Raw genomic sequence first — 14,084 nt, forward strand, 5'->3', positions numbered from 1 at the left:
CGTGCCGTCGTGAACGGCTTGGATTATCCGGACGGAGACAAGAGCTCGAACTTCAACACCTATGGTTACGGCGCGGCCCAGCTCCTGGCCCACGTGCTACGGCAGTGCGGCGACGACCTGACGCGCGACAACGTCATGAAGCAGGCGGCCTCGCTCAAGGATGTTGTAGGCGACCTCGCGCTGCCCGGGGTCAAGATCAACACCTCGCCGACCGACTACCGCCTCCACAAACGGCTGCGGATGATGCGGTTCGACGGCGAACGCTGGGAGCTGTTCGGCCCAATCCTGGAGGTTGCGGGGCCCGCGGGTTAGTTGCTGATCTCTGAGATCCAATCGGCGGCCCGTAGGCCGCCGATTTTTCGGAGCCGTCTATGTTGGGATCCTCACAACGGTCCTGCGGACCGACGGCATAACGCGCCGGATCAAGCACAAATCCTCGACCCCCGACCGGAACGGGCTCAGCGGCGTATGATCTTCTTGAGGATTTCGGTTAATGCTCGAAATTCTTCCCGGGTCAAGGGAGCGAATGTCTCGCTTGAAATCTCACCGACAGTTTCGATTGCGGCGTCCGCTACTCGTCTGCCCTTGTCGGTCAAATCGATCTCCCGCCGTCGTGGATCCAAAGGATCCTCAGAGCTCTTGATCAAGCCGCGTAATTTGAGACGACTAATAACGCCGGTAATGGTGGCTGAGTCGTAGTGTATCAGCCGTCCCAGATGATTTTGGGAGCAAGGTCCGACCTCCCTCAATTTTGCCAACGTCGAGAACTGGGGGCCTGTTAGTTCTTCAATCATCTTCGCGGCAAAGATGGCCGTGTGGGTGCGCAGTGCGACGCGCAATAAGAAGCCCGGTGCGTCATCCAGCCGATATGGCTGTACAGCTTCCTTCGGCTTCTCCACCGAACGCCGCTTTTTATTCGGTTGCACGACTCTAGCCCCCTTTGCGCTACGCCGCCACGGCTCATATCGAGGAAGTTCGGCTGCTCGCGGCTCCAAAAGCCTTCGGCGCCGACTCGGTTTTCTACATGCGTTGAACCCTGGAATCCACCTTTGTTGGACGGCGGCCGACTTTATCGCGCGTCCCCGTTGAGACGCTTTGGGCCCGGCTGCCCTCTGAGCGTCGAAATCTAGAGCCCCCAAAAGGTTGAAACCGACCGAAGGCGGCCACTTGCTGCGAGGTGCTTTGCCGGGGTTACGCCTCGAGTTGCTGATCCATGCACATACGGTTGCCAGTCGTGCACAAGTGTAGCACTTGCATACAAGCAATAACTGTCATAATGTCCGCAGATCGCCTTAGGAAGGCAACGGGTAGAATCGGTTTCGCGGATGTCGGCAGTTGACAACATGAGTTCCGTTCGGCCCGACCTGATCGAGAAGGTCACCGGTCGCGCCGAATACATTACCGACCTGACGGTCCCGGATATGCTGCACGGCTTTGTGGTTCGCTCGCCGGCCGTTCATGCCCGAATTGTTTCGATCGACACGAGCGCCGCCCGTTCGATGGACGGCGTCGTGGACGTGCTTATCGGAAAGGATGTCGCCTCGTTCGGCTGCTGGGGCGTGGTGCTGAAGGACCGGCCGATCATCGCCATCGACCGCGTGCGCTATGTAGGCGAGCCGGTTGCGATCGTGATCGCGGTAACGCTTGAGATCGCGGAGAATGCCGCCGAGCTGGTCGATGTCGGTTACGAGGAGCTTCCGCGAGCAACGACTATACAGGAAGCCATGGCGGACGGTGCGCCGCTGATCCACGAACACCACGAAAATCTTCAGGACTTCTATTTCAAGGGTGGCGCCAAGCCGACGCAAGGCAGCAACGTCTTCCACACGTACCGCAACAATGTCGGCGACGTCGACGCCGCCGAGGCGGCCGCCGCCTACGTTCATGAAGATCACTTCACATTTCCGGCCATCTCGCACCTTGCGATGGAGCCGCACGCGGTCATCGCAGACTTCAAGGGCGATTCGCTCACGGTCTGGGCCGGTGCACAGACGCCGACCGCGGTTCAAAAGGTGCTGTCGCGCCTGTTCGGTCTGCAGTTGGCCAAGGTCCGCGTGATCGTGCCTTTCGTCGGCGGCGGTTTCGGCGGCAAGGCCTCCGTCAAGATCGAGCCGCTGGTTGCGGGGGCCTCGTGGAAGGTGCAACGCCCGGTCCGCGTGGCCCAATCCATTTCCGACTCGATGCTGACGTGCCGAAGGCTCAGCGCCGAAATCACGATTCGCACGGCCGTGGACGCCAAGGGACGGATCCTCGCGAAGAGCGCTAAACTGCTGCTCGACGGCGGCGCCTATTCCGACACGGGCTCGGCCGTGGCGACGAAATCCGCCAATCGCATCATCGGCCCCTACGCGGTGCCAAATCTGCGCCTCGAGGCCTCAGCCGTCTACACCAACACCGTTCCAGGCGCTGCCTTCCGCTCAATCGGCGGGCCACAGGCTGTTTGGGCCAAAGAATCCCATATGGACAATGTCGCTGCGGGCATCGGCATGGACCCGGCTGAGTTCCGGTTGAAGAACCTCGCGGCGCGCGGCGAGCGCACGCGGCCCGATCTGCGCGCGCTCGACATGGACATGAGCGAGCTGATGGGCCGCGTGACCCAGTCGTTCGCATCGGATTCGCAAGGTTCGAATCGGCAGTCTCGCGGAATGGCGGTCGCCGCGACCGATCCGGCGAACACGCCGATCGCCAACGCGATCGTCCGTCTCAAGATCGATGGATCGATCCTGGTTTCGGTCTCCAGCATCGAAGTCGGCCAGGGCGCGCATGCGACGATGGCCCGGATCGCCGCGCAGACGCTAAAGCAGCCGTTTTCCGCAGTCAGCACGTTACGCACCGATACGGCCGTCGCCCCTTACGACTGGGGCACGGGCGCGAGCCGATCGACCGTTGTGGTCGGCCTGTCCGTCGAGAACGCGGCGCTCGATGCCGCCGATCAGATCCTCGACATGGTTGTCGATGTCTGGGAGCTGCCCAAGGAGTGTCTGTCGCTCGTCGAGGGTGGCGTCTCTACCGGGTCCGAGGTTCTGACCTTCCATCAGATTTTCCACCGCACGCTGGGCGTCGACTCCGGGGAGGTCGTCGGGCGTGGCGCAATCACGCCGCGCTCGAAGAATGGCGCGCTGGCAGAGTCGCCGCTGTTCTGGGAAACGTCCGCCGGCCTCGCGGAAATCGTCGTCGATGAGGACACCGGTGAGATACACGTGCCCCGTTACGCCAGCGCCGCCGACGTCGGGCGCGTGATCGATCGCGTTGCTGCCGAAGGACAGGACGAGGGCGCTGCCGCCATGGGCTTCGGACACGCGCTCTACGAACAGCTGGAATTCGAGGACGGTCAGCCCGTCAACGCGACGCCGATCGATTACACGATCCCGCGCATTTCGGACGTGCCGCCGGTGTTCGACACCATCCTGGTCGAGAACGGCGACGGGCCGGGCCCGGGTGGTGCCAAAGGAATGGGTGAAGGGGCAATCCTGCCCGTCGCGCCGGCGATCGCCAATGCGCTGTTCGCGGCCTACGGCGTCCGGATTACCGATCTCCCCATGACGCCTGAAAAGGTGTGGCGCGCCCTGCAGAAGAGGAAGTGAGTTCATGGAATTCCATATGTCGATGGTGGTGCCGGCGGCGCCAGAGGATCTCTGGAAGACGTTGATCGACGTGCCCAGCATCTCGTCCTGTATTCCCGGATGCGAGAACGTCGAAGAGATCGCGCGGCTGGAATCCTACAAGGCGACGGTCAAGCAGAAGATCGGTCCTTTCAAGGTCGAAGTGCCGGCCGAGATCCTCGTCGAGTCGGTGACGGAGCCGTCTCACGTCCGCACGCGGGCCATGGGCCGCGACAAAATCACCGGGACCAGGCTCGCGGTCGTCCTGGACGTCAGCGTGATCCCGGAAGTCTCTGGGTCCAAGCTGGCCGTCGACGCGAAGGTCGACATCCAGGGGCGCTTGGCGACCATGGGACTCGGCATCATCAAACGCCGCGTCGACCAGAATTTCGAGGAATTCGAGACGCGACTCAAAAACTTGCTGGGCGCCGCCTGATCATGCTGCCGACACCCTTCGAATTTGAGAGAGCATCCACCATCGCCGACGCCATCAGGGCGGTCGGGCAGGAGGGCGACGGCATGTTCTATTCCGGCGGCACGGAATTGCTACTGGCGATGAAGATGCGCGTCATCCATACTGATCGGCTCGTCGACATCAAGGGAATCTCCGGTCTCGACCGCATCGTCCTGAACGATGCGAACGAGCTGGAAATCGGCTCGCGGTGCACACACAAGAAGATCGCGGGTGATCCCGTCATTCGCGAACATGTGCCGGCACTGGCCTCGCTCTGTGCCAACGTGGCGAACGTTCGGGTCCGCAGCGTCGGAACAATCGGCGGCAATCTGTGCTTCGGTGAGCAGCATGCGGATCCGCCAACGATGCTCGCGACGTTGGAGGCACGGCTGGTGCTCCAAGGTCCGAACGGAACTCGCTTAGTTCGCGCCGACGATTTCATCCGCAGCGAGCTCGAAACGGTGCGCGAACCGGACGAATTGCTGACGGTCATCCTGTTTCCGCGTCCAACCGGTCCTGTGACCTATCGCCGGTTCAAGCATGGCGAGCGGCCCTCCGTGAATGTCGGAATGGCCTGGTCGATGGAGGCCGGTGCTCATTCGATCAAATCCGCGCGTGTGCGCGCTGGTGCCCTCGGATCGAGGCCGCAACCCTTGAAGGCTGTTGAGAGCGTGCTGAAGGGACTGCCCGTCGATGATGCGCAAAAGGCGATCCAGTCCGTGCTTGCGGAGACGTTGGACGAGCTCGACGTCAACGAGGACCGGCACGGCAGTGCGGACTACAAGCGGCATCTGGCGGGCGTTCTGCTGCTGCGAAATGCCGAAGAGGCGGTCGCAATGCGGGGGCGCGCAAAATGACGAATGTGCAGCCCATTTCGTTCTCGTTGAACGGACAGCCGGTGAAGATGGAGATGCCCGCCCATACGCTGTTGATTGATCTCATCCGGGATCGCATCGGCCTGAAGGGCACCAAGCGGTCCTGCGACATGGAAGTGTGCGGCGCCTGCACCATGCTTCTCGATGGCGATCCGATTTCGAGCTGCACGACGCTCGCAGTTGATGTCGATGGGAGGGAGATCACGACCATCGAGGGCGTCACGCCACCCAATGGCCTCTCGCGGATCCAGAAAGCGTTCGTGCTCCATGGCGGCCTTCAATGCGGGTTCTGCACGCCCGGGTTCATCATGGCGGTCACCGCGCTGCTGAAGACGAACCCGCATCCGAGCGACGAGGAAATTCGCCACTACCTGCACGGCAACCTCTGCCGTTGTACCGGATACACCAAGATATTCGACGCCGTAAGGAGCCTTGCCGTGGAGCAGGTCTCCGAGGACGCCGCCTTACCCGCAGTGCGACAGCGCAATTTTCGTTTGGAGACATCATGAGCATCCACCAGGTCAGTAAATCGAGCGTCCTCATTGCCGGCGCGGGCATTGGTGGCTTGGCGATGGCACTTTCGTTGCTTCGTCGCGGCATCGATTGCGACGTATTTGAGCAAGCGCCCGAGCTGCGCGAGGTGGGAGCTGGCCTTTGGGTCTCCATGAACGGAGTGCGCGTTCTCAGGGATCTTGGCCTCACCGAGCAGGTAGAGCAGAATTGCATTGCCGCCGAGCGACGCTCAATCAGGCTCTGGAATACCGGCGACCGGTGGCCGCTCTACAATCGCAACTCCGATGCGGCGAGAAACCAGCCCTATTTGCTGCTACGCGCTCACTTGCTGAAGATCCTTGTTGACGGCGTGCGCGAGCTGAAGCCGGCCGCCATCCATTTAAACGCGCACATTGTCGGGTTCAGTCAGGACGACGAAAGGGTTCGGGCCAGGCTCGCAGACGGTTCCGAAGTCACGGGGCGCGCGCTGATCGGCGCCGACGGTGCTCACTCAAAGGTCCGTCTTGGCCTGATCGGCAACATCGAGAGCCAGTACACGAAGGCTATCGCTTGGCGTGGCCTCGTGCCGGTCGACCGCCTTGCACCGCACCAGCGCGAGCCCGAGGTGGCAACATGGATCGGGCCCACTGCACATGTCACGGCCTACCCGGTCCGCTGGCAGAACACGGTGATGATGACGTTTTCGGGCCAGGTCGATCACGTCGATTGGCTTCTCGAATCGTGGTCGGAGAGCGGTTCGATCGAGGAATGTCTAAAGGATTTTGAGGGCTGGCACCCGGACATCATCGACCTGGTCAAGAACGTCGATACCCTGAACAAATGGGGCTTGTTCGTACGGCCGTCGCTGGCTACGTGGTCAAAGGGACGCGTCACCCTGCTCGGCGACGCTTGCCATTCGATGCTCCCATATCTCGGGCAGGGCGTGAATATGGCCCTGGAGGATGCATCCGTCCTCGCACGCTGCCTCGATGAGAATCCCAATGACGTCGCGGCGGTATTCGAGGCATATCAAGGTCTCCGGCTCGATCGCACCAGCAAGGTCGTGAAGTCGGCGGCCGGCATGCTGCCGATCTTCCATAATAAGGCGTTGTGCAAGCCGGACACGGCCGCTGACTACATTAAGACGCAGTGGTCATCGGAAGCAACAACCGCACGCTACGACTGGATCTACCGGTACGACGCGACCAAAATTCCTCTTCACTCCGTCGACGAACATAACCGGAGCGAGCAATGACTGCCGTAAAGCAGCCGTGGGATGATGTGCTGCCGCTGGAAGAGCGCGAGACGTATGAGCTCGCGGGGCTGGGTGGCGCGGCTGGATTTGGCAAACGACCTGCGCTCCTCGTCATCGATGTGCAGTACCGCTCGGTCGGCGACAGGCCTATGCCGATCCGCGAGGCGATCAAGCAGTACCCCACCAGCTGTGGTGAACTCGGCTGGTATGCCATCGCACACATTGCCGAATTAACTCGTTTATTTCGCGAGAAGAACTGGCCGGTGATCTTCCCGCATGTCGCGCGGAAGGTAACCCAGGATCAGGGCGCGTTCTCCGCGAAGATCCCAGGGATTATGCAGATCCCGCCGGAGGGGTACGATTTCGTCCGCGAGGTGGCTCCGAAGCCCGGTGAGCTACTCCTGCCGAAAACACAGGCGAGCGCGTTCTTCGGCACTCCGCTTGCGACGTATTTGATAGGTGCCGCCGTCGATTCGCTGGTAGTCACAGGTTGCACGACCAGCGGCTGCGTGCGGGCTTCGGTCGTGGATGCGTGCGCACTGAACTTCAAATCAATCGTGCCGAGCGACGCGGTCTACGACCGTTCGCCCACATCCCACGCCGTCAACCTGTTCGATATCGCCAGCAAGTATGCCGACGTCATGCCGACGCAGACCGCCATCTATCGGCTACGCGCGCTGTCGGATGACGACGCAAAGGATCAGCGGACGTGAGCCGTGCCGTGGCATCCCGTTTGCTGTACGGCGCCAATGTGCGCGCTAACGGCATCCGTCAGCACTATCTGCGTTTCGGTGGTACAGGACCTGCTATCCTGATTGTGCCGGGCATATCGACGACAGCGGCGCAATGGGCTTTCATCGCGGAGCGCTTGTGCATCGGATACGACGTCTACGTGATCGATGTCCGCGGCCGCGGCCTATCCGAAAGCGGCCCGCATCTCAATTACTCGCTCGACGTGTGCGCATCCGATCTCGTCTCGTTCGCCGAAGCGCTCGGACTTGGTCCGTACACGCTGTTGGGCCACTCCATGGGTGGCCGCATCGGAATACGCGCTGCGCGCTGGCGGCCGTCGTCTGTAGAACAGCTGATATTGATCGATCCGCCAGTCTCCGGTCCGGGACGCCGGGCTTACCCGATCCCGATCGAACCTCTGCTCAAATTGCTTCATAGCGCGAAGCTTGGCGAGATCGACGCAGTGCTACGAAGCGCTTCCGCGCCTCGGTGGCCTGAGCAGCACATCCGCACCAGGGCGGAGTGGATGCATACCTGCGACGAGCGCGCGCTCATCGAAAGTCACAAGGGCTTTCATCACGATGACATTCATCGTGACCTTGCCCAACTCAGCGTTCCCACATCACTCATCGTCGCGGGACGCGGCGACGTCATTCGACCCGAAGATCAAACGGAAATTCTCCGATTGCTACCTTCGATCGTAGTCAAGACGCTGGAAAGCGGGGGTCATCAAATGCAGATCGACGATACGGAGGGCTTCCTTTCGATCGTTCAAGAACTTCTAACGCGACCCCGCGATCGGTTGGATGGCGGTGTACCCACCCTGGATAAACAGGAGATCGGCAAAGATGTCTCGACAACGCGTTGACGTTGAAATGCTTGAGTTGTTCAAGGCGGAGCTTGCGCTATGTAAAGTGAAGGAGGGCGAAGTTGTCGCAGTCTTGAGCGGTGGCGACGATCAACCGGAATATGCCCAGACGTTCATGTTGGCGGCGGAAAGCCTCGGCGCAACAACCTTTCATCTCAACGTCCCGAAATACGGTCAAAGCAAGGTTGCCGGCCTGCAGGGCCGACATGCCCTCACCGGTAACCAGCCGGCGATCGACACGCTCAAACGCGTGGATATGGTGATCGATCTTCTGGGCCTGCTGTTCTCCCGCGAGCAAGCCGAAATACAGGAAGCCGGCGCGCGCATTTTGCGGGTGATGGAGCCGTTCCACATTCTCAAGAAGATGTTCCCGACAGAAGATCTGCGTCGTCGAACCGAGCTCTCGCGAAGTCTGCTGCAGTCCGCCGGCAAAATGCGAATCACGTCGCCTGGCGGAACAGACGTAATCTATGGCCTGAAGCAGTATCCGGTCATTTCCGAATACGGCTATACGGATGAGCCGGGGCGTTGGGATCACTTCCCATCGGGGTTTGCTTTCACACAGGCCACGGATGGCGATGTCAACGGTACGGTCGTTCTGATGCCCGGCGACATCCTCTGCGCCTTCAAACGCTATATCCAATCGCCGGTCACGCTCACTGTAAGGGATGGTTACATCGTCGACCTCAAGGGCGAGGGCACCGATGCGCTGCTCATAAGAAACTACATCGACAGCTTCGGCGATCCGCGCGGCTGGGCGATCTCGCATATCGGTTGGGGATCAAACGAGCGTGCCACCTGGCACCACATCGCGGCTTCCCAGGACCCCTCGTCGGAGCACATCATGAATGCCCTCTCCTTCTATGGAAACGTCCTGTTCTCGACGGGACCGAACACGGAGCTCGGCGGTACGAATGACACGCCCTGTCATTTGGACATTCCGCTTCGCGGCTGCAGCCTGTGGCTCGACGATATCCATATCCTCGACAAAGGCGAGTTCGCTTATCCGGAGCTGAGAGCGCCGGGCCGCTAAGCGCAGCCTATCAAGAACGGGGGTCGCGAATGCGACTCCGAATGGTACCGGAGTCGCGTTCGCGAGTGCCAATGCTGCGGAAGTCGCATTTCGACTCTCAATGACGCGGCAAGCGTCTCGGCACATCCATCGACTTCAATCCTCCAACAGGAAACGCGTTACATGTCGGCAGCCATCTCGAGTTCGGAAGACTACACGCCGGGGCAACGGTATTCGATCATGGTCTCAGCGATGCTGGGCTACATACTCGATTTTTACGACGTTCTGATCTTTCCGTTCCTCTTGCCTGCGATCCAGCGGTCAATGTCGCTATCGCTGACCGAGGTCGGTTCGTTGCAAGCTCTCACATTGTTCGGGTCGGCCATTGGTGGAGCGCTATTCGGCGTCATCGGTGATCGGCTCGGCCGAAAGACCTCGCTTCAACTCACAATCGCATTGTTCTCCGTTGCCGCGATTATTTCGGCGTTCGCATGGAACTACTGGTCGCTTGCCGTGCTGCGGTTGATCACCGGCATCGGTCTTGGCGGCGAGTACGGCGTGGGCATGGTGCTCTTCAACGAGGCTTGGAAAAAAGGCAGCCGGGGTTTGGGGGCGGCCGCGCTTCAAGGCTGTGCCGTGATCGCGTCGTCCACGGCCTCAATCGTTGGCATCTGGCTGATTGCGACGTTCAGCGACGAATGGAGCTGGCGCATCGGTTTGCTGAGTGGCGGCGTGCCAATTCTGCTGATTATCTTCATTCGTTTCTTCATGCCTGAATCCAAGATCTGGCTGGAGTATGAGGCGCAACGCAAGGCCGGTCAGGTCACGACGGAAGCCCGCACCCGCACACTTCCCCTCGCGGATATCTTCCGCAACGGGCTGGCACGGCAGACCGTCATCGCCTTCGTGTGGCTGATGAGCTATATGCTCTGCTACTACAGCGTCGTTTCCTTTATTCCGACGCTGCTGCTGCGGGATATGCATACGCCGGGTGATGTCGTTCGCACGACGGCCGTTCTGCTCTCCGTTGTCAGCGGCATTTGCTATCTCGCGAACGGCTTTTTCAACGACAGGGTCGGCCGTCGCTTCGGAGCTCTCGTGCCGGCGTTGTTTTGGGTCGGGTCGCTGGTCGGCATGGCTGTGTGGGGCGACCAGTTGTATGCTGGATCGAAGCTCGAATGGCCGATGTTCTGGCTCTACATTGGTTTTGGCATTGGCAACGTTGCACTGGGTGTGACCGGCGTCTGGATCTCCGAACTCTATCCAGTCAACCTGCGTGCGACGGCGGTGTCTACATTCTACATGGGGGGGCGAGGGCTCGGCAGCATAGCCCCTGTCATCGTCCCACTTGTGGCCGCCCATTTCGGCGGAAGCCTGCTGAACGGCATGGTCGCGGTGGCCCTTCCGGCTGCGACTGTCTTCATTATCTCCTCGCTTCTGCTTCCAGAGACCCTCGGTCGTGATTTGTCCGCGAAGGGTTTTGAGGTCGACGCAGAAACGGAAGCCACGATGAAGACTGCTTCGGTGTCGGGTGTTTGACCCTGGTGGCACGACGCTTGACCGGCGAGATAAGCGTTTTCGACCTGCGGGGGCGGCGGCGCTCCGTCAACCGGTCCTGGTCGTAGATGTCTGGTCCAGTGGGCCCAGACCGCTGCGAACGCGTCGTTCGAAGTCCGCCATGAAGAACATGGCGCACAAATTTCGAGCCGCTCGATGTCGGACGAAAAGCCGTCAGTTAGATCGGAACCTGAATTGAGTGTCGGTATCGGTGGTTGCGCCTGCAGGATTTGAACCTATTCGGGGACCAAAGCCGGCGATAGATTGCGTGCGAACGATGCCCTAACCAGGCCTTTTGGCGGTGGTGCAGCTTAGGCCTTACCAGGAAGTGGGACGAATCGTTCCCCCGGAACCGTGGCGCCAAATGCTGCGCCGTCAACACAAGATCTTGCAGCGTTAAACATTGATAACGCTGCAATATTTGTCCAGGAGATGGAAGGCGCGTTGCAGCGCCCAAGTCTTGCGCTGTCTTTTTTACAGAAGGTCAAAAAGTCCAAAAGCTGGAATTGCGTATAAAAATCAACGTAACGTTCAAGTGCCCTTAAACGGATAGCTACCGAAGAGCTACCATGGCGGCGGCAAACGCGGCCTGGTTCACAGGCAGCCATACGCAAATGACAGGGTCACAGGTTCGGATCCCGCTTGCGGCACTCGACACGATTCGAACGTGTGACCCTTTGCGTGCAGGCGACCCTTGGTCAATGGCAACCGGTGGTTTTCGTGGCATGGACAGTCCTATACGAGGATCGCTTGACCTCTGCATGGATCGGAGAGGCTCTAACTGTTTGACCGTGGAATTCGTGTTCCTCGCTGCTTCTTGTCACGCAGGATGACGTACATCATCGCGGTCATTAAGGCGTCGTTGAACGCGTCATGTTGAGGAAGCGAAGGGATTTCGAGGTCCGCGAGAATTGCGGAGAACGAGAGGTCGATCGAGATGTTAGGGGGCGCATCACCGTACTTCCGATCATAGTAGAGGCTGGAGATTTCGATGCGCGGATTTGGCAGTTCGATTCCAATGAATGGAAGAATATATTTGTCCAGCATCGCGATGTCGAAATCGACGTAGTACCCGACAAGCGGCCGCCCGCCGACGAAATGCAGGAAGTCAGGCAACAGCTTCCGGATCGGGACTTGATGCTCAACATCGACCTGACGCAGATGGTGTATCTTGATCGCATCCGTTCGTACACTTGCATCGGGGCGTACCACCCTCTCGAAGCGCTCCCTTGTCAGAATGCGGTTGCCCCTGATCTTGATGGCGCCGATGCTGATGATGTCGTCCGTGCGTACGTTTAGCCCCGTGGTCTCGCAATCAATCGCGACAACTTCGTCTGTGGGTTCGCGCTTGAACATGAATCGATAAGACTGGTCGCCGATCGAAGCTTGGTGGAACAGGCGTTTGATCGCGCGCGGAATCACGTCAGAAGACACCGAGATTGAAGTGATGGCGAATGAACTCGCGGAACTTCTTGACGACATAGAAAGCGTCGCGCAGGAGGTCACGCTCCATGCTCGACAATGATGATGGTCGCACCAGTGTGCCTGTGGCGCCGGCTGACTCCGCCAGTTGTCCGTCGAGACGCATCATCAGCATGAAATTGAAAGCTTGGTGAAGCTCGCGGGCGAATTCGGCGTGCAAGACGCCCATGTCGCGTAGGCGACCGATGCGCTTGTCAGTTCCAGTTTCCATCAACCCATGCTCGAGAGCAAGGCTGCGAACGCCATGCACAATCGGAAATAGACCGCCTTTCTTCAGATCGATGGCGTCGCCATTGCCCGCAGAGGTGATCAAGTTCTTGAATAGGCCAATCGGCGTCGCGAAGAGGTCTATGGCCCGCGCGAAATGCGCGAGGAACGCCTGTTCACCGCGTGCCGTCTCGATCAGCGTCGTCTTCGCTTCGGCCAGGAGCGTTGTGTCGCCGGCAACGCACCGTGCGTCGAAAAGTATGGCGACGTTCAGATGAGCGGCATCGTCAGGCAATGTGAGCCAATTGTGTATGTCGGCGATATAATCGGGGAGTGGTTTGGACCACGCCGGATTGCTCACCATCACCTGTCCGGGGCACGGCGGAAAGCCAAAGGCTGACAGCGCATCGGAGAATGCGGCACGAAATGCATCAAGCGTGGCCTTATGGACTGCACCTGACAGGATGAGGCCATTGTCTTGATCTGTGCGAGCGGTCTGCTCAGCTCGGCCTTCGCTTCCCATGACCATCAGGCACCCGCCCGTGCGAATCTCGGTCGGCGCCACGAGATCGAACAATCTGGAAAACAGACGCTGATTCAAATCGGAGACGATTTCGCCGATCAGCTCGACGCCGATCCCTTGGCGCCGCAGGGTCCGCACCTGGGCCGCCGTTTGGCGGGCGGCGGCCGCCAGGTCGTCTTGGTTCGCAGCGCGCTCAATACGTCCGGCGATGACCTGAGCGCTACCGGCGAGGAAGCCCAGGACATCGATGTCCTCCAAGATACCGACGAAACGTTCGTCATCGCGAATGGCCACGCGGCGCTTGTTGAGCTTGGTCATGAGCACGAGCGCTGACGACACGAAATCGTCGGGCCGCAGTGTGACCAGATCGAAGTGCGCCAGATTGCGAACGGATGCTTGAATAGACTGGCGCTGTAACACAACGGCTTTTGACAGGTTCATGCCGGTGATGATGCCGGTCCGTTGGCCGTCGCGAACAAACAATGCGTTGCTGTTGATCTCTTGCATCTTGCGGCCTGCCGTTTCCACGGAGTCGTCGGCTTCAACGAAGGCGGCAGGGTGCAGAAAAAGCTCGGAAATGCGAGCGCGCATCATCGATCCGTGCCTCTGTTCATCCTGGTCCCTGACAAACTCATCCAGTTTGCGCGCGATATCGTGGTAGAAGAACGAGGCAAATCTCGGATTATTCTGGATGAGGTCGAGCACCGTAGATCGCGGGGCGGAGTAGCATAGGGTTTCGTCGCGGGCGCGGAAGGCATGTCCGCTTTTGCCGTGCACGAGGGCACGGCTGTCGAAGCTGTCCTTCGGGCCGAGCAGGGCCAGCAAATCGGTCCCGTCGCGCTCCTCTATCGTGCCTTTGATGACGACGAAGAGGGCCTGCGAGGCGCTGCCTTGATCGATGACCGGTTCACCGGGTCGAAAGTAGACGACGTCCAGCGCCGCACGAAGCGTCTCCACTTCGTGCGGCGTCAGACGATCGAACGGTGGATTAGCAGCATCGAAGGCCTTGGGCATTCGCCATTGTG

General features: G+C 59.9%; 12 protein-coding genes and 1 pseudogene. 10 read left to right on the top strand and 3 right to left on the bottom strand.

Features of this window, described 5'->3' with window-relative positions; genetic code table 11:
• Positions 1-24: 24 nt before the first annotated feature.
• Positions 25-312, top strand: a pseudogene (locus tag ACVIGB_RS38425) (ABC transporter substrate-binding protein); the annotation flags it as partial.
• A 146-nt stretch (positions 313-458) separates the two neighbouring features.
• On the opposite strand, the gene ACVIGB_RS38430 reads toward ACVIGB_RS38425, so the two are convergent.
• A complete protein-coding gene (locus ACVIGB_RS38430; protein WP_456718792.1) occupies positions 459-926 on the bottom strand; it encodes a MarR family winged helix-turn-helix transcriptional regulator in 468 nt (155 codons plus the stop codon).
• A 495-nt stretch (positions 927-1,421) separates the two neighbouring features.
• Between ACVIGB_RS38430 and ACVIGB_RS38435 the strand changes: the two genes are divergently transcribed.
• The 9 genes from ACVIGB_RS38435 (at position 1,422) to ACVIGB_RS38475 (ending at position 10,829) form a co-directional block, all read left to right on the top strand.
• Positions 1,422-3,584, top strand: coding sequence for a xanthine dehydrogenase family protein molybdopterin-binding subunit (locus ACVIGB_RS38435; protein WP_456749393.1), 2,163 nt, complete (start codon positions 1,422-1,424; stop codon positions 3,582-3,584).
• Between the two features lie 4 nt (positions 3,585-3,588).
• Positions 3,589-4,038 (top strand): CoxG family protein, encoded by a 450-nt coding sequence (locus tag ACVIGB_RS38440; protein ID WP_092117164.1) that lies wholly within the window; start codon positions 3,589-3,591, stop codon positions 4,036-4,038.
• Positions 4,039-4,040: 2 nt separating this feature from the next.
• On the top strand, positions 4,041-4,913 hold the full coding sequence (locus ACVIGB_RS38445; protein WP_456718790.1) for an FAD binding domain-containing protein: 873 nt from the start codon (positions 4,041-4,043) through the stop codon (positions 4,911-4,913).
• The gene (locus ACVIGB_RS38450) at positions 4,910-5,440 is read left to right on the top strand and encodes a (2Fe-2S)-binding protein (RefSeq protein WP_456718789.1); all 531 of its coding nucleotides are present in this window, start codon (positions 4,910-4,912) and stop codon (positions 5,438-5,440) included. The genes ACVIGB_RS38445 and ACVIGB_RS38450 overlap by 4 nt, the downstream gene beginning before the upstream one ends.
• The gene (locus tag ACVIGB_RS38455) at positions 5,437-6,678 is read left to right on the top strand and encodes an FAD-dependent monooxygenase (RefSeq protein ID WP_456718788.1); all 1,242 of its coding nucleotides are present in this window, start codon (positions 5,437-5,439) and stop codon (positions 6,676-6,678) included. The genes ACVIGB_RS38450 and ACVIGB_RS38455 overlap by 4 nt, the downstream gene beginning before the upstream one ends.
• Positions 6,675-7,391 (top strand): isochorismatase family protein, encoded by a 717-nt coding sequence (locus ACVIGB_RS38460; protein ID WP_092117156.1) that lies wholly within the window; start codon positions 6,675-6,677, stop codon positions 7,389-7,391. Before ACVIGB_RS38455 ends, ACVIGB_RS38460 begins: the two co-directional genes overlap by 4 nt.
• Complete coding sequence (locus tag ACVIGB_RS38465) at positions 7,388-8,278, top strand: alpha/beta fold hydrolase (protein ID WP_092117154.1); 891 nt, start codon at positions 7,388-7,390, stop codon at positions 8,276-8,278. Before ACVIGB_RS38460 ends, ACVIGB_RS38465 begins: the two co-directional genes overlap by 4 nt.
• Entirely contained in the window at positions 8,259-9,311 is a 1,053-nt protein-coding gene (locus ACVIGB_RS38470; RefSeq protein ID WP_456718787.1) for a leucyl aminopeptidase, read from the top strand. The genes ACVIGB_RS38465 and ACVIGB_RS38470 overlap by 20 nt, the downstream gene beginning before the upstream one ends.
• Before the next feature lie 162 nt (positions 9,312-9,473).
• Positions 9,474-10,829 carry an MFS transporter gene (locus tag ACVIGB_RS38475; protein ID WP_456718786.1) on the top strand — a complete coding sequence of 452 codons (1,356 nt, stop codon included), beginning with the start codon at positions 9,474-9,476 and terminating at the stop codon, positions 10,827-10,829.
• A 795-nt stretch (positions 10,830-11,624) separates the two neighbouring features.
• On the opposite strand, the gene ACVIGB_RS38480 is transcribed toward ACVIGB_RS38475, so the two are convergent.
• Complete coding sequence (locus ACVIGB_RS38480; RefSeq protein ID WP_456718785.1) at positions 11,625-12,269, bottom strand: 3'-5' exonuclease; 645 nt, start codon at positions 12,267-12,269, stop codon at positions 11,625-11,627.
• A gap of 1 nt (position 12,270) precedes the next feature.
• On the bottom strand, positions 12,271-14,073 hold the full coding sequence (locus ACVIGB_RS38485) for a putative nucleotidyltransferase substrate binding domain-containing protein (protein ID WP_456718784.1): 1,803 nt from the start codon (positions 14,071-14,073) through the stop codon (positions 12,271-12,273).
• Positions 14,074-14,084: the final 11 nt, after the last annotated feature.

This window comes from Bradyrhizobium sp. USDA 4341, assembly GCF_054063755.1.

Excerpts from the sequence above, each read along its gene's own strand:
- ACVIGB_RS38435 (WP_456749393.1), top strand. The coding sequence starts at position 1,422 with ATGCTGCACGGCTTTGTGGTTCGCTCGCCGGCCGTTCATGCCCGAATT.
- ACVIGB_RS38440 (WP_092117164.1), top strand. The coding sequence starts at position 3,589 with ATGGAATTCCATATGTCGATGGTGGTGCCGGCGGCGCCAGAGGATCTC.
- ACVIGB_RS38445 (WP_456718790.1), top strand. The coding sequence starts at position 4,041 with ATGCTGCCGACACCCTTCGAATTTGAGAGAGCATCCACCATCGCCGAC.
- ACVIGB_RS38450 (WP_456718789.1), top strand. The coding sequence starts at position 4,910 with ATGACGAATGTGCAGCCCATTTCGTTCTCGTTGAACGGACAGCCGGTG.
- ACVIGB_RS38455 (WP_456718788.1), top strand. The coding sequence starts at position 5,437 with ATGAGCATCCACCAGGTCAGTAAATCGAGCGTCCTCATTGCCGGCGCG.
- ACVIGB_RS38460 (WP_092117156.1), top strand. The coding sequence starts at position 6,675 with ATGACTGCCGTAAAGCAGCCGTGGGATGATGTGCTGCCGCTGGAAGAG.
- ACVIGB_RS38470 (WP_456718787.1), top strand. The coding sequence starts at position 8,259 with ATGTCTCGACAACGCGTTGACGTTGAAATGCTTGAGTTGTTCAAGGCG.
- ACVIGB_RS38475 (WP_456718786.1), top strand. The coding sequence starts at position 9,474 with ATGTCGGCAGCCATCTCGAGTTCGGAAGACTACACGCCGGGGCAACGG.
- ACVIGB_RS38485 (WP_456718784.1), bottom strand. The coding sequence starts at position 14,073 with ATGCCCAAGGCCTTCGATGCTGCTAATCCACCGTTCGATCGTCTGACG.